Annotated in this window: 20 protein-coding genes; 13 read left to right on the top strand and 7 right to left on the bottom strand. The window is 65.0% G+C overall.

Translation table 11 applies throughout. The annotated features are described in order from the left end of the window. Positions 1 to 21: 21 nt before the first annotated feature. On the bottom strand, positions 22 to 678 hold the full coding sequence (locus H0I86_RS29940) for a histidinol-phosphatase (RefSeq protein ID WP_180923182.1): 657 nt from the start codon (positions 676 to 678) through the stop codon (positions 22 to 24). Between the two features lie 143 nt (positions 679 to 821). Between H0I86_RS29940 and H0I86_RS29935 the strand changes: the two genes are divergently transcribed. Both H0I86_RS29935 and ptsP read left to right on the top strand, forming a co-directional pair. Next, positions 822 to 1,301, top strand: coding sequence for an RNA pyrophosphohydrolase (locus tag H0I86_RS29935; protein ID WP_007927344.1), 480 nt, complete (start codon positions 822 to 824; stop codon positions 1,299 to 1,301). Between the two features lie 22 nt (positions 1,302 to 1,323). Continuing rightward, positions 1,324 to 3,603, top strand: a complete 2,280-nt coding sequence (ptsP, locus tag H0I86_RS29930; protein WP_016704812.1) for a phosphoenolpyruvate--protein phosphotransferase — start codon at positions 1,324 to 1,326, stop codon at positions 3,601 to 3,603. 72 nt (positions 3,604 to 3,675) lie between these two features. Here the strand turns inward: ptsP and H0I86_RS29925 are convergent, their stop codons facing one another. After that, positions 3,676 to 4,422, bottom strand: coding sequence for an NRDE family protein (locus H0I86_RS29925; RefSeq protein WP_180923181.1), 747 nt, complete (start codon positions 4,420 to 4,422; stop codon positions 3,676 to 3,678). Between the two features lie 123 nt (positions 4,423 to 4,545). Between H0I86_RS29925 and H0I86_RS29920 the strand changes: the two genes are divergently transcribed. The 3 genes from H0I86_RS29920 to H0I86_RS29910 all read left to right on the top strand — a co-directional run bounded on the left by H0I86_RS29920 (position 4,546) and on the right by H0I86_RS29910 (position 7,248). Further along, positions 4,546 to 5,328 carry a sulfite exporter TauE/SafE family protein gene (locus tag H0I86_RS29920; protein WP_180923180.1) on the top strand — a complete coding sequence of 261 codons (783 nt, stop codon included), beginning with the start codon at positions 4,546 to 4,548 and terminating at the stop codon, positions 5,326 to 5,328. Between the two features lie 79 nt (positions 5,329 to 5,407). After that, positions 5,408 to 6,229, top strand: coding sequence for a prolipoprotein diacylglyceryl transferase (gene lgt / locus H0I86_RS29915; protein WP_009051352.1), 822 nt, complete (start codon positions 5,408 to 5,410; stop codon positions 6,227 to 6,229). Positions 6,230 to 6,276: 47 nt separating this feature from the next. Then, positions 6,277 to 7,248: a thymidylate synthase gene (locus H0I86_RS29910; protein ID WP_041984989.1), complete on the top strand. Its 972-nt coding sequence runs from the start codon at positions 6,277 to 6,279 to the stop codon at positions 7,246 to 7,248. Between the two features lie 78 nt (positions 7,249 to 7,326). Here H0I86_RS29910 and cadR read toward each other — a convergent pair whose 3' ends face one another. Next, positions 7,327 to 7,776, bottom strand: a complete 450-nt coding sequence (gene cadR / locus H0I86_RS29905) for a Cd(II)/Pb(II)-responsive transcriptional regulator (protein ID WP_007930346.1) — start codon at positions 7,774 to 7,776, stop codon at positions 7,327 to 7,329. A gap of 49 nt (positions 7,777 to 7,825) precedes the next feature. Then, complete coding sequence (locus H0I86_RS32310; RefSeq protein WP_373369393.1) at positions 7,826 to 8,020, bottom strand: hypothetical protein; 195 nt, start codon at positions 8,018 to 8,020, stop codon at positions 7,826 to 7,828. Here H0I86_RS32310 and H0I86_RS29900 point away from each other — a divergent pair. The 7 genes from H0I86_RS29900 (at position 7,994) to H0I86_RS29870 (ending at position 16,993) form a co-directional block, all read left to right on the top strand. Beyond that, complete coding sequence (locus H0I86_RS29900; protein ID WP_258019374.1) at positions 7,994 to 10,255, top strand: heavy metal translocating P-type ATPase; 2,262 nt, start codon at positions 7,994 to 7,996, stop codon at positions 10,253 to 10,255. The genes H0I86_RS32310 and H0I86_RS29900 overlap by 27 nt on opposite strands. A gap of 20 nt (positions 10,256 to 10,275) precedes the next feature. Continuing rightward, complete coding sequence (locus tag H0I86_RS29895) at positions 10,276 to 11,139, top strand: LysR family transcriptional regulator (RefSeq protein ID WP_180923178.1); 864 nt, start codon at positions 10,276 to 10,278, stop codon at positions 11,137 to 11,139. A gap of 170 nt (positions 11,140 to 11,309) precedes the next feature. Continuing rightward, on the top strand, positions 11,310 to 12,386 hold the full coding sequence (locus H0I86_RS29890) for a putative 2-aminoethylphosphonate ABC transporter ATP-binding protein (protein WP_124309754.1): 1,077 nt from the start codon (positions 11,310 to 11,312) through the stop codon (positions 12,384 to 12,386). Between the two features lies 1 nt (position 12,387). Then, positions 12,388 to 14,112 (top strand): putative 2-aminoethylphosphonate ABC transporter permease subunit, encoded by a 1,725-nt coding sequence (locus tag H0I86_RS29885; protein WP_180923177.1) that lies wholly within the window; start codon positions 12,388 to 12,390, stop codon positions 14,110 to 14,112. Positions 14,113 to 14,159: 47 nt separating this feature from the next. After that, on the top strand, positions 14,160 to 15,185 hold the full coding sequence (locus H0I86_RS29880) for a putative 2-aminoethylphosphonate ABC transporter substrate-binding protein (RefSeq protein WP_180923176.1): 1,026 nt from the start codon (positions 14,160 to 14,162) through the stop codon (positions 15,183 to 15,185). Positions 15,186 to 15,305: 120 nt separating this feature from the next. Further along, positions 15,306 to 16,439: a TIGR03364 family FAD-dependent oxidoreductase gene (locus tag H0I86_RS29875; RefSeq protein WP_180923175.1), complete on the top strand. Its 1,134-nt coding sequence runs from the start codon at positions 15,306 to 15,308 to the stop codon at positions 16,437 to 16,439. Beyond that, the gene (locus tag H0I86_RS29870) at positions 16,439 to 16,993 is read left to right on the top strand and encodes a phosphonate degradation HD-domain oxygenase (protein WP_180923174.1); all 555 of its coding nucleotides are present in this window, start codon (positions 16,439 to 16,441) and stop codon (positions 16,991 to 16,993) included. Before H0I86_RS29875 ends, H0I86_RS29870 begins: the two co-directional genes overlap by 1 nt. A gap of 114 nt (positions 16,994 to 17,107) precedes the next feature. Here H0I86_RS29870 and H0I86_RS29865 read toward each other — a convergent pair whose 3' ends face one another. Together H0I86_RS29865 and H0I86_RS29860 are read right to left on the bottom strand one after the other, a co-directional pair. Next, complete coding sequence (locus tag H0I86_RS29865) at positions 17,108 to 18,496, bottom strand: GTPase/DUF3482 domain-containing protein (protein ID WP_180923173.1); 1,389 nt, start codon at positions 18,494 to 18,496, stop codon at positions 17,108 to 17,110. Beyond that, positions 18,489 to 19,868, bottom strand: a complete 1,380-nt coding sequence (locus tag H0I86_RS29860) for a DUF2868 domain-containing protein (protein WP_180923172.1) — start codon at positions 19,866 to 19,868, stop codon at positions 18,489 to 18,491. The genes H0I86_RS29865 and H0I86_RS29860 overlap by 8 nt, the downstream gene beginning before the upstream one ends. Before the next feature lie 96 nt (positions 19,869 to 19,964). Between H0I86_RS29860 and H0I86_RS29855 the strand changes: the two genes are divergently transcribed. Next, positions 19,965 to 20,477 (top strand): dihydrofolate reductase, encoded by a 513-nt coding sequence (locus H0I86_RS29855; protein ID WP_180923171.1) that lies wholly within the window; start codon positions 19,965 to 19,967, stop codon positions 20,475 to 20,477. 92 nt (positions 20,478 to 20,569) lie between these two features. Here the strand turns inward: H0I86_RS29855 and H0I86_RS29850 are convergent, their stop codons facing one another. Continuing rightward, entirely contained in the window at positions 20,570 to 21,961 is a 1,392-nt protein-coding gene (locus tag H0I86_RS29850) for an L-cystine transporter (protein ID WP_124355702.1), read from the bottom strand. Positions 21,962 to 21,981 lie beyond the last annotated feature (20 nt).

Raw genomic sequence — 21,981 nt, 5'->3', positions numbered from 1 at the left:
GGCGAGCTCGCGCTAGCTTTCTCAGTCGCGCAGGCTGATCACCGGCCAGCCACGCTGCTGGGCCAGGGCCCGCAGGTTCGGGTCCGGGTCCACGGCGATCGGGTTCGCCACCAGATCCAGCAGCGGCAAGTCATTCATCGAATCGCTATAGAAGTAGCTGTCTTCCAGGCTGTGGCCGGTTTCCTCGAGCCAGCGCGTCAGGCGGGTGACCTTGCCTTCGCGAAAGCACGGGACGTCGATGCTGCGCCCGGTGTAGCGGCCGTCTTGCATCTCGCACTCGGTGGCGATCAGGGTTTCCACGCCCAGGCGTTCGGCGATCGGCGCGGTGACGAAGCGGTTGGTGGCGGTGATGATCACCAGCTTGTCGCCGTCGGCCTTGTGCTTGGCCAGCAATTGCGCAGCCTTGGGCAGCATCAGCGGCTCGATGCAGTCGCGCATGTAGTCGCGGTGCCACTGGTCGAGCACGTCCATCTCGGTGCGGCCGAGAACCTCCAGGCAGAAGTTCAGGTACGCGGCCTGGTCGAGCTTGCCGGCCAGGTAGTCCTGGTAGAACTCGTCGTTGCGGGCCTTGTAGGCGACGGCGTCGAGGAAGCCTCGTTCGCACAGGTAATCGCCCCAGGCATGGTCACTGTCGCCGCCCAGAAGGGTGTTGTCCAAGTCGAATAAAGCCAGGCGCATCACGGTTACTCGCTGATAAGTCTGAAAAAAGGCGACCAGAATACGGTCTTTTCACAAGAGTGCACATAAGGTAGGAAGCCTCGTTGCTGCTTTCACAACCTTTGTGGAACAATGCGGCGATATGCGTTTGCGAGGTTGTTGCCGTGATCGACCCCGATGGTTTCCGCCCCAATGTCGGGATCATTCTGACGAATGATGCCGGCCAGGTGCTATGGGCTCGCCGTATCAATCAAGATGCCTGGCAGTTTCCGCAAGGGGGAATCAACCCCGAAGAGACGCCGGAAGACGCTTTGTACCGCGAGTTGAACGAAGAAGTGGGCCTGGAACGCGAAGATGTGCAAATTCTCGCCTGCACCCGGGGCTGGTTGCGCTATCGTTTGCCGCAACGCCTGGTCCGTACCCACAGCCAACCGCTGTGCATCGGCCAGAAACAGAAATGGTTTCTCCTGCGCCTGATCTCCAACGAGCAGCGGGTGCGGATGGATTTGACCGGTAAACCGGAATTCGATGGCTGGCGCTGGGTCAGTTATTGGTATCCGTTGGGCCAGGTGGTGACATTCAAGCGCGAGGTTTATCGCCGCGCTCTCAAAGAGCTTGCCCCGCGCCTTCTAGCGCGCGACTGACGACGGAGTTCGACCCCGAGCCATGCTCAATACGCTGCGCAAGATCGTCCAGGAAGTTAACTCCGCCAAGGATCTCAAGGCGGCGTTGGGGATTATTGTGTTGCGCGTCAAAGAGGCCATGGGCAGTCAGGTCTGCTCGGTCTATCTGCTGGATCCGGAGACCAACCGTTTTGTCCTGATGGCCACCGAGGGCTTGAACAAGCGCTCGATCGGCAAGGTCAGCATGGCACCCAACGAAGGTCTGGTCGGCCTGGTCGGTACGCGCGAAGAACCGCTGAACCTCGAAAACGCCGCCGATCACCCGCGTTATCGCTACTTCGCCGAGACCGGCGAGGAGCGTTATGCCTCCTTCCTCGGCGCGCCGATCATTCACCACCGCCGGGTCGTCGGCGTTCTGGTCATCCAGCAAAAGGAGCGTCGTCAGTTCGACGAGGGCGAAGAAGCCTTCCTGGTGACCATGAGCGCCCAACTGGCGGGGGTTATCGCCCATGCCGAAGCCACCGGTTCGATCCGTGGCCTGGGTCGCCAGGGCAAGGGCATCCAGGAAGCCAAGTTCATCGGCGTGCCCGGCTCGCCAGGCGCTGCGGTCGGTACCGCGGTGGTCATGCTGCCGCCGGCCGACCTGGACGTGGTGCCTGACAAGAGCATTACCGACATCGACGCCGAGCTGGCGTTGTTCAAGACCGCCATCGAAGGCGTGCGCGCCGACATGCGCACCCTCTCGGAAAAACTCGCTACCCAGCTGCGCCCCGAAGAGCGGGCGCTGTTCGACGTCTACCTGATGATGCTCGACGATGCTTCCCTGGGCAGCGAAGTGACCACCGTGATCAAGACCGGCCAGTGGGCCCAGGGCGCGTTGCGCCAGGTGGTCACCGATCACGTCAACCGTTTCGAACTGATGGACGATGCCTACCTGCGCGAGCGGGCGTCGGACGTCAAGGACCTGGGCCGCCGCCTGCTGGCCTACCTGCAGGAAGAGCGCCAGCAAACCCTGGTCTACCCCGACAACACCATCCTGGTCAGCGAGGAACTGACGCCGGCCATGCTCGGCGAGGTGCCCGAAGGCAAGCTGGTCGGCCTGGTCTCGGTATTGGGTTCGGGCAACTCCCACGTGGCGATCCTGGCCCGGGCCATGGGCATCCCGACGGTGATGGGCCTGGTCGACCTGCCGTACTCGAAAGTCGACGGCATCCAGATGATCGTCGATGGCTACCACGGCGAGGTCTACACCAACCCCAGCGACGTGCTGCGCAAGCAGTTCGCCGATGTGGTCGAGGAAGAACGGCAGCTGGCCCAGGGCCTGGATGCGCTGCGCGACCAGCCGTGTGTGACGCTGGACGGCCACCGCATGCCGCTGTGGGTCAACACCGGCCTGCTGGCGGATGTGGCGCGGGCACAGAAGCGTGGCGCCGAAGGCGTGGGTCTGTACCGCACCGAAGTGCCGTTCATGATCAACCAACGCTTCCCGAGCGAAAAGGAGCAGCTGGCGATCTATCGCGAGCAACTCGCGGCCTTCCACCCGCAACCGGTGACGATGCGTAGCCTGGACATCGGCGGCGACAAGTCACTGTCGTATTTCCCGATCAAGGAAGACAACCCCTTCCTCGGCTGGCGCGGCATTCGCGTCACCCTCGACCATCCCGAGATTTTCCTCGTCCAGACCCGCGCCATGCTCAAGGCCAGCGAAGGCCTGAACAACCTGCGCATTCTCCTGCCAATGATTTCCGGCACCCATGAGCTGGAAGAAGCATTGCACCTGATCCACCGCGCCTGGGGCGAAGTGCGCGACGAAGGCACCGACGTGCCGATGCCGCCGATCGGGGTGATGATCGAGATCCCGGCCGCGGTGTACCAGACCAAGGAACTGGCGCGCCAGGTAGACTTCCTGTCGGTCGGCTCCAACGACCTGACCCAGTACCTGCTGGCCGTGGACCGCAACAACCCGCGGGTGGCGGATCTCTACGACTACCTGCATCCGGCGGTGCTGCAAGCCTTGCAGACCGTGGTGCGCGATGCCCATGCCGAAGGCAAGCCGGTGAGCATCTGCGGCGAGATGGCCGGCGACCCGGCGGCAGCGGTGCTGCTGATGGCGATGGGCTTCGACAGCCTGTCGATGAACGCCACCAACCTGCCGAAAGTGAAGTGGATGCTGCGTCAGATCAATCTCAGCAAGGCCAAGGAACTGCTGGCCGAGTTGATGACCATCGACAACCCGCAAGTTATCCACAGCTCGTTGCAACTGGCGCTGAAGAACCTGGGCCTGGCGCGGATGATCAATCCGGCGTCGGCCAAGACCCTTTAATTTCTGTTGTTTCCATTGCAAGCAAGCCCGCTCCTACATCAGCAGGAGCGGGCTTGCTCGCGATAGCGTCCGCTAAATCCTCAGCTCCACTTCCCCCAGATGCCCGCCATAGGGCCCGAAGCTGCGCTCGACTATGTGCCTGGAACCATCGGCCCGGACGATCAGCGCCGTGCTGGCCCGCGTGCCATAACTGGGGCTGGCGATAAACACGCTCGACAGCAGGCTCTCCGTGGCCAGGCCGACCCCGGTGTCGGGAAGGTCGGCAAACGGCGCGGTCTGCGCATCGCTGAGCAGGGCGAGCAAAGCCTGGGGCTGCGGGTCGTGCAGTACTTCCTGCAGCGCCGCCTTGGCCTTGAGCAGCTTGGGCCAGGGCGTGTCGAGCCCGGCATTCGACAGGCCGTACACGCCACTGCCCAGTTGCTGCGGCTCACGGGCCTGGGCGTTGTAGTGCCAGAGCTGGTCAGGGGTGCCCACCAGCAGGTTGAAGCCGGCATATTCCAGGGATCGGCCGACAACGTCGCTGAAATAGTCGTCTATCGAGATCTTGCTGCTGAGAAAACGCGCCACCAGTTCGCCTCGGGAACGGCGCGCGGGGGGCTGGTGGGGATTGCGGATATTGGTCAGGGCGGCGAAACGTCCGTCGGCGCCCAGGCCGAGCCAGGTACCGCCGGCCTCCAGGTCGCGCCCGGCGTAGATGTCGGGTGCTTCGGGCCATTGCGCCAGTGGCAGGCTGGGGCGGGCGTAGAACTCGTCACGGTTGGCCGCGACGATCAGGGGCAGGGCGTGGCCCGGCCGCCAGGCGAATACGATCAAGCACATCAGGTCGTCCCTTTTGTGTTTTTTGCCCACTCTACGCACAGATCGACTGGGTATCCATCGCCATCCAGTGGAGCCAAGGGCCATGCATCCGTTACCATGCCGCTCTCTTTTCGGGATGCCTCCATGGAATTTCTGCTCTATCTGCTGCTGGGGGCCTGCGCAGGCGTATTGGCCGGCCTGTTTGGCGTGGGTGGCGGCATCATCATCGTTCCCGTGCTGGTGTTCAGCTTCACCCTGCAAGGTTTCGATCCGTCGATCCTGACCCACCTGGCGGTCGGCACGTCGCTGGCGACCATCATCTTCACCTCGGTCAACGCGGTTCGCGAACACCAGCGCAAAGGCGCGGTGCGCTGGCCGATCTTTGCCTGGATGACTCTGGGCATCCTGCTCGGCGCCGGGGTCGGGGCGCTGACGGCCGAAGCGATCTCCGGGCCGAACCTGCAGAAAATCATCGGTGTCTTCGCCCTGGTGGTCGCCCTGCAGATGGCCCTGGACCTGCGGCCCAAGGCCAGCCGCGACGTTCCCGGCAAGCTCGGGCTGACCCTGGCCGGCAGCGTGATCGGCTGGGCTTCGGCGATTTTCGGCATCGGTGGCGGCTCGCTGACCGTGCCGTTTTTGACCTGGCGCAGCGTGCCGATGCGGCAGGCGGTGGCCACGTCCTCGGCCTGCGGTTTGCCGATTGCCGTGGCCAGTGCAATAAGTTTCATGATTCTGGGCTGGCATGATCCGTTGCTGCCGGCTCATAGTCTGGGTTTTGTGTATTTGCCGGCGCTGCTGGGCATCGCCCTGACCAGCATGGTCTTTGCCCGGTTCGGCGCGCGACTGGCCCATCGGCTGTCGCCGCGCCTGTTGAAGCGGCTGTTCGCCGGCCTGCTGTTCGTGGTCGGCCTGACGTTTCTGCTCTGACAGGTTTCGCAATCCTGGCTTAATCCGCGCGTGACATGGTCGCGGCGCAAATCGAGTTTCACTCTAACGAGGAGTCGCAATGCTGCCTTACCCGCAGATCGACCCGGTGGCCCTGGCCATCGGCCCGCTGAAAATTCACTGGTACGGCCTGATGTACCTGATCGGCATCGGTGGCGCCTGGCTGCTGGCGTCGCGCCGGTTGAACCGCTTCGACCCGACCTGGACCAAGGAAAAGCTTTCCGACATGGTGTTCTGGATGTCGATGGGGGTCATTGTCGGCGGGCGCCTGGGGTATGTGCTGTTCTACGACCTGAGCGCCTACCTGGCCAATCCGACGCTGATCTTCGAAGTCTGGAAAGGCGGCATGTCGTTCCACGGCGGTTTCATCGGGGTGATGCTGGCGGCCTTGTGGTTCGGCAAGAAGAACAACAAGTCGTTCTTCCAGCTGATGGACTTCGTCGCGCCGATGGTGCCGATCGGCCTGGGCGCCGGGCGCATCGGCAACTTCATCAACGCCGAGCTGTGGGGCAAGCCGACCGACCTGCCGTGGGCGATGATCTTCCCGCCGTTCAGCGATCCGGCCCAGCTGCCGCGCCATCCTTCGCAGCTGTATCAGTTCGCCCTGGAAGGTGTGGCGCTGTTCCTCATCCTCTGGCTGTTCTCGCGCAAACCTCGCCCAACCATGGCGGTTTCCGGGATGTTCGCCCTGTTTTACGGTATTTTCCGTTTTATCGTCGAGTTCGTCCGGGTCCCGGACGCGCAGCTGGGTTACCTGGCGTGGAACTGGCTGACCATGGGCCAGGTGCTGTGCCTGCCGATGATCGTTGGCGGCCTGTTCCTGATCTGGCTGGCCTACCACCGCGCTCCAGCGGCACCGGCGGCGAAAGACGCCGCGCTCTAATTCGGATCGCAGGGCGCAAGCCCTGCCTTCAAGGACACAGGTAATACATGAAGCAATATCTCGATCTGGTCGCTCACGTCATCAAGAACGGCACCAAGCAGGCCAACCGCACGGGCGTGAACACCATCAGCTTTCCCGGCGCGATGCTGCGTTATGACCTGAAAGAAGGTTTTCCGGCGATCACCACCCGCAAGATGGCTTTCAAGTCGGCCATCGGCGAGATGTGCGGTTTCCTCCGTGGGGTGAACAACGCCGCCGAATTCCGCGCCCTGGGCTGCAAGGTCTGGGACCAGAACGCCAACGAAAACGCGCAATGGCTGGCCAACCCCTTCCGCCAGGGCGAGGACGACCTGGGTGAGATCTACGGCGTGCAATGGCGCAAGTGGCCGGCGTACAAGCAGATCCCCCTGAGCAACCCGGCCGCCATCGAGCAGACCCTGAAGCAGGGTTACCGGCAGATCGCCGAGGGTGAGGAAAACGGCCAGGCCTACGTAGTGCTGTACAAGGCCATCGATCAGGTGCGCCAGTGCGTGGACACCATCATCAAGGACCCGGGCAGCCGCCGTATCCTGTTCCACGGCTGGAACTGCGCCCAGCTGGATGAAATGGCCCTGCCACCGTGCCACCTGCTGTACCAGTTCCACCCGAATGTCGAGACCCGGGAAATCTCCCTGACCCTCTACATCCGTTCCAACGACCTGGGCCTGGGCACGCCGTTCAACCTCACCGAAGGCGCCGCGCTGCTGAGCCTGATCGGTCGCCTGACCGGCTACACCCCGCGCTGGTTCACCTATTTCATCGGTGACGCCCACGTCTACGAAAACCACCTGGACATGCTCAACGAACAGCTCAAGCGCGAACCGTTTCCGATGCCGAAGCTGGTGATTTCCGAGCGTGTACCGGAGTTCGCCAAGACCGGTGTGTACGAGCCGGAGTGGCTGGAAAAGGTCGAGCCGAGCGACTTCTCGCTGGAAGGCTACGAGCACCACGCGCCGATGACTGCGCCGATGGCGGTCTGACCCAGGCGTCATTGCGCAATGCTCGCGGGCCAGCCTCGCTCCTGTCTATCGCAGGAGCAAGGCTGGCCCGCGTCGTTTCTAGTGGCCGTGGCTACGGCCCACATGAGAATCCTCGGCCTCGCTGGGGGCCACCGAGCCGCTGACTTCCAGGCGCTGCAAAATCCCGCACTGATCCAGGTCCGGCCCTTCGCTGCAGCGTTGGCGCAGGTCGAGCAACTGTGTCTGCAAGGCCAAGAGCCCGTCGATCCGCGCCTTGACGTGGTGGATATGTTCGTCGATCAGCGCGTTCACGTTCTGGCACTGGTCCTGCGGGCTGTCGCGCAGGTTCAGCAGGCTGCGGATTTCCTCGAGGGTCATGTCCAGGCTGCGGCAGTTGCGGATGAAGGTCAGGCGTTCGGTGTGGGCCTGGGTATACAGACGGTAATTGCCCTCGCTGCGGGCCGGTTCCGGCAGCAGGCCTTCGCGCTCGTAGTAACGGATGGTTTCGACCTGACAGTCGGTCAGCTTCGCCAGCTCGCCAATTTTCATCGCGCCAATCTCCGAAAGGATGCTTGACCCTATAGTGGCTACAGGGTGTTCACTTGGCAACAGGCACCTTTTCGGACGCGACCTTATGAGCGATTCGTTGCACACCCCTGGCAAACCTGGCGCTGGTTCCAAGCATGCTGGCCACGATCACGATCACGATCACGATCACGATCACGATCACGATCACGATCACGATCATGGCGCCAAACTGCATCCGGTGAAAAAACACGACCATGCTGGCCACGGCGGTTCCTGCTGCTCGTCGCCGTCGTTGATCCAGTTGAGCGAGCCCCAGGCCGCCAGTCACGGCGACGCCTGCTGTTCGTCGGCCGCCGCGCCGGCGCTGGTCAAGCTCAGCGCGGCGCCGAGCGCCACTGCTCGCCTGAGCAACTTCCGCATCGACGCCATGGACTGCCCGACCGAGCAGACGCTGATCCAGAACAAGCTGGGCAAGCTGGCGGGTGTGCAGCAGCTGGAGTTCAACCTGATCAACCGGGTGCTGGGCGTGACCCATGACCTGCCGGACGTCGCCCCGATCATCGCCGCCATCAAGTCCCTGGGCATGGAAGCCGAGCCTATCGGCCAGGGCGGCGAGTCCGATGCCCCGGCCGCGGCGCCGGTGAAAAAGCACTGGTGGCCGCTGGCGCTGTCCGGTATCGGCGCACTGGCCGCGGAAGTGATCCACTTCACCAGCGCCGCGCCGACCTGGGTGGTCGCGGTGATCGCTCTGGTGTCGATCCTCAGCGGCGGCCTCGGTACCTACAAAAAGGGCTGGATCGCCCTGAAGAACCGCAACCTGAATATCAACGCCTTGATGAGCATCGCCGTGACCGGCGCCGTGCTGATCGGCCAATGGCCGGAAGCGGCGATGGTGATGTTCCTGTTCACCGTGGCCGAGCTGATCGAGGCCCGGTCCCTGGACCGCGCGCGCAATGCCATCAGCGGCCTGATGCAGATGACCCCGGAGCGGGTCACGGTGCAGCAGGCGGACGGCAGCTGGGTCGAGCGGGAAGCGAAAAGCATCGAGCCTGGCGCGCGGGTACGGGTGCGTCCGGGTGAACGCATCGGCCTGGACGGTGAGGTGGTAGCCGGCAGCTCGACCATCGACCAGGCGCCGATCACCGGCGAAAGCCTGCCGGTGGAGAAGACCCTGGGCGACAAGGTCTTCGCCGGCACCATCAACCAGGCCGGCTCCCTGGAATACAGGGTGACCGCAGCGGCCAACAACTCGACCCTGGCGCGGATCATCCATGCCGTGGAACAGGCCCAGAGCGCGCGTGCGCCGACCCAGCGCTTCGTCGACAGCTTCTCGAAAATCTACACCCCCGCGGTGTTTGCCTTCGCCCTGGCCGTGGCGGTGATTCCGCCGCTGTTCATGGGCGCGGCCTGGTTCGACTGGATCTACCGTGCCCTGGTGCTGCTGGTGGTGGCGTGCCCTTGTGCCCTGGTGATTTCCACCCCGGTGACCATCGTCAGCGGCCTGGCCGCGGCGGCGCGCAAAGGCATCCTGATCAAGGGCGGGGTCTACCTGGAGGGCGGTTACAAGCTCGATTACCTGGCGCTGGACAAGACCGGCACCATCACCCACGGCAAGCCGGTGCAGACCGATTTCCTGTCCCTTGACCCGCTGGCGGACAGCAGCGCCCCGGCCATCGCCGCCAGCCTGGCGTCCCGCTCCGACCACCCGGTGTCCTTGGCCATCTCCAATGCGGCTGTGGATAAGCAGCTGAGCCTGCACCTTGTGGATAACTTCGAGGCCCTGGCCGGCCGCGGCGTGCGCGGGGAAATCAACGGCCAGCTCTACCACCTGGGCAATCACCGCCTGGTGGAGGAGCTGGGGCTGTGCTCGCCGGAGTTGGAAGAGCAGCTGTTCGCCCTGGAGAAACAGGGCAAGACCGTGGTGCTGTTGCTCGATAGCGTCGGCCCCCTGGCCCTGTTCGCCGTGGCGGACACGGTCAAGGAGTCCAGTCGCGAAGCGATCCAGCAGTTGCACGAGCTGGGCATCAAGACCCTGATGCTGACCGGCGACAACCCGCACACCGCCGAGGCCATCGCCGCCCAGGTGGGCATCGACCAGGCCCGTGGCGACCTGCTGCCCACCGACAAGCTGCAAGCCATCGAAAACCTGTATGCCCAGGGGCATCGGGTCGGCATGGTCGGCGACGGTATCAACGACGCCCCGGCCCTGGCCCGCGCGGAGATCGGTTTCGCCATGGCCGCGGCGGGTACCGACACTGCCATCGAGACCGCCGATGTCGCCCTGATGGACGACGATCTGCGCAAAATCCCGGCGTTTGTCCGGCTGTCCCGCCAGACCTCGAACATTCTCGTACAAAATATCGCCCTGGCCCTGGTCATCAAGGCGATCTTTCTTGGGGTAACCTTCTTCGGGTTGGCCACCATGTGGATGGCCGTATTCGCCGACATGGGCGTCAGCCTGTTGGTGGTCTTCAACGGTTTGCGCCTGTTGCGCAAATAAAGGGATAACGAGAGCGTGCAGTGCTGAGTGCCGAGCTGAAGGCGTTTTACATGGTGGCCCGCCTGGGCAGCATCACCCTGGCGGCGAAAAAGCTCGGCCTGAGCCAGCCCACGGTGACCACCCAGATCCGCCATCTGGAAAGCCAGTATGCGGTCGAGCTGTTCTACCGCGGCGGCCGCCGCCTCAGCCTCAGTGAGGAGGGCGCCCGGCTGCTGCCGATGGTCAAGGCGCTGTTGCAGCAGGTAGCCGATATCGAGTTTTTCCTGCGCAACAGCGGCCAGCTGCAAGGCACCCTGCGGATCGCCGCCACGGCGCCGTATTACATCCTCGACCTGGTGAAGACCTTCCGGGAGCGCCTGCCCCAGGTGGAGGTGTCGGTGGAAATCGGCAACTCGCAGCAGGTCCTGGAGTCGCTGGAGGAATACCGGGTCGACATCGCCGCGTCCTCGCAACTGCTGGAAGATTCGCGCTTGATCCGCCGGGTGCTTGGCAGCGACCCGCTGGTGCTGGCGGTGCACCGCAATCATCCGTTGGCGACCCTCGATCACGTGCCCTTGAACGCCCTGGCCGGGCACACCCTGCTGATGCGCGAGCCGGGTTCCACCACTCGGCGCCTGACCGAGGAGCTGCTCGACAGTGCCCGGGTCAGTTTCGGGCCGCTGCTGGAGATCGGTAGCCGCGAGTCGATCCGCGAGGCGGTGCTGCGCAATATCGGCATCAGCATCATTGCCCGCCAGGAAGTCCCCCACGATCCGCAACTGCGGGTGCTGACCATCGAGAACGCGCCGCAGATCGCCGAGTACCTGTACTGCCTCAAGGAGCGCAAGGGCGCGCGCCTGCCGGCGGCCTTCCTCGGGCTGGCGCAGGAAATGGCGCCGGCCTGAACCCTGCTCCTTGTAGCCGCTGCCGAGCGCAGCGGCTACAGGGTTACGGGATTACCGGCAGGGCCAACCCAAATCCGCCAATACCACTATCGGCAGCTTTTGCCTCACTGCCACAGTAACTACGCATTCGCTCCCTAGGATGGCCTGCATCTGCTTGATGAGGTCCGTCCATGAACAACCCGATCGCAACTGCCCTGAGCAACCCCGGCGCCCCGATGAAGGTGCGCGGCATGCAGAAACGCTTTGGCGCTTTCACCGCGCTGGATAACGTCTCCCTGGACGTGGCGGCCGGTGAGCTGGTGTGCCTGCTCGGCCCGTCGGGCTGCGGCAAGACCACCTTGCTGCGCTGCATCGCCGGCCTCGAGCGCCAGGACCGGGGCGAGTTGTACCTGGGCACTCGCGACGTCTCGCACCTGGCGCCCCAGGCCCGGGACTATGGCATTCTGTTCCAGTCCTATGCGCTGTTCCCCAACCTCAGCGTCGAAGCCAACATCGCCTACGGCCTGGCCGGCAGCGGCCGCGACGAAGTGCGCCAGCGCGTGGCGCAGATGCTGGAACTGGTGGGCCTGACCGGCAGCGAAAAGAAATACCCCGGCCAGCTGTCCGGCGGCCAGCAGCAGCGGGTGGCCCTGGCGCGCGCCCTGGCCCCGGCGCCTTCGTTGCTGTTGCTGGATGAGCCGATGTCGGCGCTGGATGCCCGGGTGCGCGAGCACCTGTGTACCGAGCTGCGCCAGCTGCAGCGGCGCCTGGGCATCACCACCCTGATGGTCACCCACAACCAGGACGAGGCCATGTTGATGGCCGACCGCATCGCGGTGATGAACAACGGCAAGGTCGAGCAGTACGCCACGCCGCAGGAAATCTACGATCGCCCGGCCACCCCGTTCGTCGCCGAATTCGTCGGCCAGGGCAACTGGCTGCCGTTCCGCCGCAGCAGCGACAGCCACGCCCAGGTCGGCGGGATGAACCTGCGGCTGGCGGCGGACTCCGGCAAGGCTGCTTCGGGCCGATTGTTCTGTCGCCCGGAGGCGATCAACGTCAATCCGCCGGTGCACGAGGAAAACCTGTTCCCGGCCAAGGTCCGGGAGATCACCTTCCTCGGCAACCGCTGCCGCATGAGCTTCGAACTCAACGAATTGCCCGGCCATCCGCTGCTGGCCGAGCTGGCTCCGGAAGCCATGCCGCGCCTCGGTGCCCAGGACATCTGGGTCGCCTTGCCACCGCGCAGCCTGCAGGTGTTTGCCTGAGATGGCCGTTGACCTGACCCTGCCGCTGCCCGCGAAACGAGCGCGCCAGGCGGCCCGTGCGGAAGTCGGCGACCGTGTCTTCGTGCTTGGCGGCAAGCTGGTGCTGCTCTTGCTACTGGGCCTGGCGGTGCTGCTGCCGTTGCTGGCGATCTTCTGGCGCGGCTTCAGCGGCGAAGCCGGGCAGGGCGGTGGCCTGGTCGCCGCTCGTGAGCTGGTGACCAGCGCCAACTTCCACTGGCTGTTGGGCAACAGCCTGAAAGTCTCCCTCAGCGTCGCCGCCATAGTGGTACCGCTGGCCTACCTGTTCGCCTACGCCCTGCAACGCACACTGATTCCCGGCAAGGCGATCTGGCGCGGCCTGTCGCTGCTGCCGCTGATGGCGCCGTCGATGCTGCCGGGGATCGCCCTGGTCTATCTGTTCGGCAACCAGGGCCTGCTGCGCGGGCTGCTCTCGGACAATATCTACGGCTTCTGGGGCATTGTCCTCGGCGAAGTGATCTACACCTTTCCCCACGCCCTGATGATCCTGCTGTCGGCCCTGTCCCTGGCCGATGCGCGGTTGTTCGATGCCGCGTCGAGCATGGGCGCCAGCCCGGCCAAGGCCTTTCGCAGCATCACCTGGCCAGCCACCCGGCAGGCGGTGTTCGCCGCGTTCTGCCTGGTGTTCACCCTGACCATCACCGATTTCGGCGTGCCGGTGGTGGTCGGTGGCGACTATCAGGTGCTGGCGCTGGAGGCCTACAAGGCCGTGGTCGGCCAGCAGCAGTTCGGTCGTGGCGCCTTGATCGGCATGGTGCTGTTGCTGCCGGCGCTGTTCAGCTTCGGCGTCGATGCCTGGCTGCGTCGTCGTCATGGCGACGCCATGAGCGGCCGCGCCCAAGTTTTCAACCCGGCGCCTTCTCGCCTGAGAGACGGCTGCTACCTGGCGATCGTCCTGCTGATCTGTGCGGCGCTGCTGCTGGTGTTCGGCATGGCGGTGTTCTCGTCGCTGGTGAAGTTCTGGCCCTATAACCTGTCGCTGTCGCTCAATCATTACCAGTTCAACGACACCGCCGGCGGCGGCTGGCTGGCCTACCGCAACAGCCTGACCATGGCCCTGTGCACGGCGCTGATCGGCGGAGTGCTGATCTTCACCGGCGCCTACCTGATGGAGAAGACCCACGCCCAGCGCGGCCTCAATCTGGCGCTGCGCATGCTCAGCTTCGTGCCGATGGCGGTACCGGGGCTGGTGCTGGGCCTGGGTTATGTCTTCTTCTTCAACCTCAGCGGCAACCCTCTGCATGTGTTCTACGGCAGCATGACCCTGCTGGTGGTGTGCACCATCGCCCACTACCTGACCACCGCACAGATGACCGCCACCACCGCGCTGCGCCAGCTCGACGCCGAGTTCGAGGCCGCCGCGCTGTCGCTCAAGGCGCCGCTGTACCGCCATTACCTGCGGGTCACCGTGCCGATCTGCCTGCCGGCGCTGCTGGACATCCTGCGCTACCTGTTCGTCTCGGCCATGACCACCGTCTCGGCGGCGATCTTCCTCTACAGCCCCGACACCATCCTTGCGGCGGTGGCGGTGCTGAACATGGACGACGCCGGCAACGTCGGCGGCGCGGCCGCCATGTCGACCCTGATCCTCTTTACCTCGGCGGGCGTGTCGCTGCTCCTGGCCTGGGCTTCGCGCGGCTTGCTGCGCCGCTCCCAGGCCTGGCGGCAGACCGCGCCCGGCCACTGAATCTGTCCAACCCTCACCCCAGCCCCACTACAGAAAGGAACCGCACCATGTTCAAGCCCCTGGCTGTTGCCGCTGCTGTCCTCACTGCTTTCAGCATGAACGCCTTTGCCGCGAAGACCGAACTGACCGTCTATACCGCCCTCGAGGCCGAACAGCTCAAGAGCTACAAGCAGGCCTTCGAAGCCGCCAACCCGGACGTGGAAATCAAATGGGTGCGCGACTCCACCGGGATCATCACCGCCAAGCTGCTGGCGGAAAAAGCCCGGCCGCAGGCGGACGCGGTGTGGGGCCTGGCGGCCTCCAGCCTGGCGATCCTCGATCAGCAGGGCATGCTGCAAAGCTATGCGCCGAAGGATTTGGGCAAGATCGGCGGCAACTACCGCGACGCCGCCAACCCGCCGGCCTGGGTCGGCATGGACATCTGGGCCGCGACCATCTGCTTCAACACCGTCGAAGCCGAAAAGCAGGGCCTGACCAAGCCGGTGAGCTGGCAGGACCTGACCAAGCCTGAGTACAAGGGCAAGATCGTCATGCCCAACCCGGCTTCGTCCGGCACCGGTTTCCTCGACGTCAGCGCCTGGTTGCAGACCTTCGGCGAGAAGCAGGGCTGGCAGTACATGGACGAGCTGCACCAGAACATCGGCCAGTACGTTCACTCCGGCTCCAAGCCGTGCAAGCTGGCGGCGGCCGGCGAATTCCCGATCGGCATCTCCTTCGAATACCCGGCCGTGCAGCTCAAGCGCCAGGGCGCGCCGCTGGACATCGTGCTGCCGAAGGAAGGCCTGGGCTGGGAAATCGAAGCCACCGCGGTGATCAAGGGCACCCCTCATGAAGAAGCCGCGAAGAAACTCGCCGACTTCTCCGCCAGCCCCGCGGCCATGGAGCTGTACAAGGAAAACTTCGCCGTCCTGGCCCAGCCGGGGATCGCCAAGCCGCAGACCGAACTGCCGGCCGACTACGAGCAGCGCCTGATCAAGAACGACTTCGCCTGGGCCTCGAAGAACCGTGACCAGATCCTCGCCGAGTGGCGCAAGCGGTATGACGGTAAGTCCGAGAAGGTCGCCGCCAAGTAATCGACAGCCCCTGTCGCGGGCCGCCTCGCTTCTATGGACGCTTCTGTAGGAGCGAGCGGGCGGCGATCCGACTTGCCCGCGATTCGACCCCGCCAAGGTCATCGCCCAAGGACCACACACATGAGCAACCACAACGACCTGCTGATCGTCGGCGCCGGCATCCTCGGGCTGTCCCATGCCTATGCCGCGGCCAAGCGCGGTTTGCGGGTCAAGGTTTTCGAGCGCAGCGCCACGCCCCTGGGCGCGTCGGTGCGCAATTTCGGCCAGGCCCTGGTGACCGGCCAGCCGCCTGGGGTGATGCTCGACCTGGCCAGGGCCAGCCGCGGCATCTGGGGTGACTGGGCCGAACTGGCCGGCTTGCCGCTCAAGCGCAACGGCTCTTACCTGTTCGCCCGCACCGAGGCCGAAGAGCAATTGCTGCAGGCCTTCTGCGCCGGGCGCGCGCGGGAACACGGCTACCGCGTCGAACTGCTGCGCGGCGCAGCCTTGAACGATTTGTACGGCGGCCGCTTCCACCATCATCGCGCGGTGCTGCACGGCCTGGACGACCAGCAGCTGTATTCCCGCGAAGCCCTGCCGATGCTGATCGACTACCTGCGCCGCGACCTGGGGGTGGCGTTTCATTTCTCCACCCTGGTGCGCGACATCGAGCCCGGCCAGTTGCACAGCACCGCCGGCAGCTTTCGCGCGGCGCAGATCCTGGTCTGTTCCGGGCATGACTATCAGACCCTGCTGGCCGAGCCGATTGCCGCGCTGGCGCCGCAGGTCTGTCGCCTGCAAATGCTCCGCGCCCGGCCCGAGGTGCAGCTGGACCTGCAGCACGCGCTGCTCACCGGCCTGAGCTGCGTGCATTACGGCGCCTTTGCCGACCTGCCCGAAGCGGCGGCGGTGCAGGCGCAGATCCTGCGGGACGCGCCGCACCTGCACGAAAACGGCATCCACCTGCTGATCAGCCCGACGCCCTATGGCGAGTTGATCATCGGCGACTCCCACCATTACGGCAGCGACCCGTCGCCGTTCAATGCCGAACAGGTGGACAACTGGATGCTCGAACTGGCCGAGCACACCCTGGGCTGCAAGGTGCAGGTGATCGAGCGCTGGCAGGGTGTCTATGGCGCCCGTGGCCCGGGGCCGTTCTCCTTCCTGCGCCCGGCCGCCGGGGTCAGCGCGGCGCTGATGCACAGCGGTGTGGGCATGAGCGTCGGCCCGGCCATGGCCGAGGGCAATATCGCCCGTTTGCTGGAGGAAGCCTGATGGGGCCTGAGCAGCGGATCGCCGAGGTGTTCGGCCTGTACGAGCGTTTTGGCGACAGCGACTACATCGGCGAGCCGGTGTCGCAGATCGAACACATGTCCCAGGCCGCGCAACGGGCCATGGCCGAGGGCTTCGACGACGAAGTGGTGCTGGCGGCGTTCTTCCACGATATCGGGCATATCTGCGTGCAGGGTGCCGAGAACATGGGCGGTTTCGGCGTGGTCAGCCATGAGCGGCTGGGCGCCGACTACCTGCGCCGCGCCGGTTTCAGCGAGCGCCTGGCGCGGCTGGTGGAGTACCACGTGCAGGCCAAGCGTTACCTGACCTTCAATGAGCCGGGCTATTACGAGCGGCTCAGCCAAGCCAGCCGGCGCACCCTGCAATACCAGGGCGGAGTGATGAGCGCCGAGGAAGCCCGGGCCTTCGAACAGGACCCGCTGTGCGCGGTCAGCCTGCGCCTGCGCCATTGGGATGAGCAGGCCAAGGAACTGTGGGTGCCGGTGATGGATTTGCAGGTGCTCAAGGATAAGGCGGGGCGTCTGCTGAACGCATAATCTGTAGCCGCTGCCGCAGGCTGCGATCGACCGGAACGGTCGCAGGTTTCTCACTGACGCAGGAAGGCCTGACGGCCTTATCGCAGCCTGCGGCAGCGGCTACAGATGGATGACCTAATCCTCGACCACCAGCTTCTGCGCCAACACCTCGATCTGCTCCTGACGCTCCGCCTGGCTCAGCCGCGGCGCCGGGTTGAGGGACGACCACTGCGGATGGGCGCGGGCCTTGTTCAGCGCCTCCGGCAGCTTGCCCTCGCGCCAGCTCTGGTCCTGGGGCGTGGCCAGCTGGATGCTGCCCAGCGCCGCATGGCCGCGCACATTCAGCGCCTGCACCAGTTGCCGTTGGCGCAGGGCCAACAGGCGCAGCACGCTGTCGTCCACGGTCAGCTCGCGCTGGCCCTTGAGCTTGCCCAGCAGGCGGCCGCCGTAGCTGCGGGCGGTTTGCAGCGCGCCACCGGCGATCGCTCCGGCCAGGGCCGCCGCGCCCAGGGTCAGGCCGCCCACCAGCAGATCGACGCCGGCCCCGGCCGCCGCGCCGGCGGCGATCCCACCACCGACCCGCACGCCCAGCTGCTTGAGAGTTTCCGGGTTGAACAGGTCATCGCCCCAACGCCCGTCGAGCAGCGGCACATCGCTGGCGGCGGCATCCTGCGGGCGGAAGGCGTAGAGCTTGAGCAACGCCTCGACACAGCGTTGTTCGCGCTGGCGCACGGCCTTGCGCAGCTCGCCGATGGCCTGCTGTTCCTGCTCGACCTCGCTGATCACACTGCGCCGGCAGGCGGCGCAATCGATCAGCAGTTCGGCGATCAGCCGCGCGGCGCTTTGCTGGCGAGCCGCGCGTTGCGCCTGCTGGTCGGCGATCAGGCGTTCCAGCTGCGGCCGCGAGCTTTCCAGCAGCAACGCCAGGCTTTCATACAGCCGCCGCTCGCCGTCCTCCGGCGGCGCCACGCTGTCGAACCGCACCAGTGCGTGCAGGCCCAGGCGGGCCAGGGCTTCGCGCCAGTCCGGCTCGCGATGGTCGGCGCTGCTGACGAAATTCAGCACCGGCAGCAGCGGCTTGCCGCAACTGGCGAGGACTTCCAGTTCGTCGCGGTACTTGGCCAGTACCGGCTCGCGGGCGTCGATCACATACAGCCCGGCGTCGGAGTCCAGCAGCTGGCGCAGCACCTTGGCTTCCTGTTCGAAACGCTGGCGCGCTTCGCTGCCTTCGAGAAACCGCATCAGGCGGGCCGGGCCGTCCAGGCGCTCGCCGGGGTGCTCCAGGCGTTCCAGGTAGTCGAGCAGGGCGATGGCGTCTTCCAGGCCGGGGGTGTCGTACAGGTCGAGCAGCGGTTCGCCGTCCACCGACAGCCGCGCGCCCTCGACATGGCGAGTGGTGCTGGGGCGATGGGAGACCTCGCCGAAGCCGACGTCCCGGGTCAGGGTGCGCAGCAGGGAGGTCTTGCCGACGTTGGTGTGGCCGACCACCGCCAGCTTCAACGGCGGTTTGCGAGGATCAGTCATGCCCGGTCTCCAGCCAGTTCAGCGGCACGCAATCGGCGAACGGCAACTCCAGTTGTTGCAGGGCCACGTGCCAGTCACCCAGGCGTTCGGCATCCAGCGCCTGGCCCGGCGGCGCCTGCAACAGCCAGACCCGGGTGGCAGTGGCGCTGCGGGCCAGCTCGGCGATCAGCGCCAGGCTGCCACGGTCCGGCGAGCGTCGTGGATCGCAGGCGATGGCCAGGCGCGCCGGCGGAAAGCGGCTCATCTGTTCCAGCAGCTTGTGCCGGGATTCGCGGCTGTCGAGGATGCCGGCGTCTTTCACCGTGGCCGGCAATTGCGGTGGCCAGGGGCGCTGGTCGTCCAGTTCGATGGCCACCAGCAGGGCACCATCGCTGTCCTGCGCGCTGACGCCGCCTTCGATACGGTGCAGCAAGTCGGGGGCGGCATCGTTGATCCCCAGGCGTTCGCTGCTGGGCATCAGCGCTTCGCGCAGCTGGCTGTAGCCGGGGAGATTGAGGTCCAGTTGCAGGCGCGCCTGCCCGCGCTTCCAGCGCCAGCGACAGAACAGCATCAACAGCAGGCGCGGCAGCACGCCGTAAATGATCAGCGAGGCCACCAGCCAGACGGCCCACATCTGGCGCACCAGCTCGGTGTTGTAAACATCCCGGGTGCTGGCGTGAATCATCTCTACGGTCGGTACCCCGAAACCTATGGCACGGGGTATGGCCGCGAGGGCGTTGGTCATCGCCACGAAGGCATCCGCGCCGAGCAGGGTGCTTTCCCAGTAGAACCCGTAGCGCTTGGTGATCAGCAGCATCAGCAGGATTGCCATGGCGCTGAGCAGGGCCAGCAGCCACAGGCCGTTGACCAGGGTGCCGATGGCCCAGCGATTGAGTTTGCGCCGTTGCAGCAACAGCAGCAGGGCGGGCGCCAACTGCGCGGCCTTGGCGTCGCGGGCGAGCTTGGCGCTGAGCCACAGCCACAGGCGGCCGAGACTGGCACCGTGTTCGCCGGCGAACAGCAGGCCCAGGGCCCAGCTCAGCAGCAGGAGCAGGTTGAGGCCGAGCAGGCTACCCAGGGCCCAGAACACATTGACCGGCGCCTGCCCGTTGCCCAGGGCGGCGAAGGCCAGGCCGGCGCCGCTGACGATGGCCAGCAGCGCCAGCAGCATCAGTGCCAGGCGCGCGCCCTGGACCCAGTGGCGCAGGGCGGCGGCCAGGCCGTCGCGTTCGGCCAGCCATAGCGCGCGGTATTGGAGGCGGCTCGCCAGGTCGCCGCCAGCGGTGCGCGCCAGGCGATTGGCTTCCTGGTCCTCCAGGGCGCCGGCGTGTTCTTCACGCAGGCGTACGGCTTCGGTGAGCCAGAGTCTTTCCAGTGGGGTCAGTGCTGTCACGCGTTATTCCGTTGCTCAATGGAGCGCAGAGCATAACTGCTGTGGCGCTGGTCGGGGTAAGTTGCGGGATGGTCAGCCTCTGGTATCCTCACTCGAATGAACAAAACACTTCCTTTATGTCTGATCGCAGCTCTTGGTGAAAACCGAGTGATTGGCGTGAACAACAGCATGCCTTGGCACTTGCCGGGCGACTTCAAATATTTCAAGGCTACGACCCTCGGCAAACCGATCATTATGGGGCGTAAAACTTGGGACTCCCTCGGTCGTCCGCTACCTGGGCGTTTGAACATTGTCGTCAGCCGTCAGGATGGTTTGCAGTTGGAAGGCGCGGAGGTTTATCCGTCGCTTGAGGCAGCTGTGACTCGTGCAGAGGAGTGGGCTTTGAAGCAAGGCGTGGAGGAGCTAATGCTGATTGGGGGCGCGCAGTTGTATGAGCTGGCGTTACCGCATGCTGATCGCTTGTATTTAACTAGAGTCGCTTTACGCCCTGAAGGCGATGCGTGGTTCCCGGAGTTTGGCCCATACGATTGGGAGCGAACCTCCTTTACGCCGAATCCCGCTGAAGGTGACAAACCTGCGTACTGTTTCGAAGTTTTCGAAAGAACCTAAAAGCTTCGCGGGCAAGCCTCGCTCCTACAGATGAAGGCGTTCCTCTGTAGGAGCGAGGCTTGCCCGCGATGACGTTCTAAAGGTCGCAGCCCTTAAGCCTGCGCCAGCTCCGCATGCTCATCGGCATCGAGCTTTTCTTTATCTGTCTGCTGCATGATCTGGCTGGTGATCGCACCGGCGGTCATCGAACCGCTGACGTTCAGTGCGGTACGGCCCATGTCGATCAGTGGCTCCACCGAAATCAGCAGCGCCACCAGGGACACCGGCAAACCCATGGCCGGCAGCACGATCAGCGCGGCGAATGTCGCGCCACCGCCCACCCCGGCCACCCCGGCCGAACTCAAGGTCACTATCGCCACCAGGGTCGCGATCCACAGCGGGTCCAGCGGGTTGATGCCCACGGTCGGGGCGACCATGACCGCCAGCATGGCCGGGTACAGGCCCGCGCAGCCGTTCTGGCCGATGGTCGCGCCGAACGAGGCGGCGAAGCTGGCGATGGACTGCGGAATGCCCAGGCGGCTGGTCTGTGCCTCGATGCTCAGCGGGATGGTCGCGGCGCTGGAGCGGCTGGTGAAGGCGAAGGTCAGCACCGGCCAGACCTTGCGGAAGAAGCGCAGCGGGTTGATCCCGGCCAGCGACACCAGCAGGCCGTGAACCACGAACATCAGGCCCAGGCCGATGTACGACACCACCACGAAACTGCCGAGCTTGATGATGTCCTGCAGGTTGGAACTGGCGACCACCTTGGTCATCAGCGCCAGCACGCCGTAAGGGGTCAGCTTCATCACCAGGCGTACCAGGCGGGTGACCCAGGCTTGCAGGGTGTCGATGGCGTTGACCACTTTCTGGCCCTTGTCGGCGTCGTCCTTGAGCAGTTGCAGGGCGGCGATGCCGAGGAAGGCGGCGAAAATCACCACGCTGATGATCGAGGTCGGCTTGGCCCGGGCCAGGTCGGCGAAGGGGTTCTGCGGAATGAACGACAGCAGCAGCTGCGGGATATTCAGGTCGGCGACCTTGCCCGCGTAATCGCTCTGGATCACCTGCAGGCGCGCCATTTCCTGGGTACCGGCCACCAGCCCCTCGGCGGTCAGGCCGAACAGGTTGGTCAGGGCGATGCCGATCACCGCGGCGATGGCGGTGGTGAACAGCAGGGTGCCGATGGTCAGGAAGCTGATCTTGCCCAGGGACGAGGCGTTGTGCAGGCGCGCCACGGCGCTGAGGATCGAGGCGAACACCAGCGGGATCACGATCATCTGCAGCAGCTGCACGTAACCGTTGCCCACCAGGTCGAACCAGCCGATGGAGGTTTTCAGGACGGGGTTGCCGGCACCGTAGAGGCTGTGCAGGGCAACACCGAAGACCACGCCCAGCACCAGCGCCAGCAGGACCTTCCTGGCCAGGCTCCAGGTGGTGTGACGGGTTTGTGCCAGGCCCAGCAGCAAGGCGAGGAACACCAGCAGATTGAGGATCAGCGGCAGGTTCATTGAGGCTCCATAAGACTTGT

The sequence above is a fragment of the Pseudomonas chlororaphis subsp. aurantiaca genome, assembly GCF_013466605.1.
Lineage (GTDB): Bacteria > Pseudomonadota > Gammaproteobacteria > Pseudomonadales > Pseudomonadaceae > Aquipseudomonas > Aquipseudomonas chlororaphis_I.
Note: the sequence above shows the minus strand (reverse complement) of the source record. Positions and strands in the feature narration are given on the sequence as shown.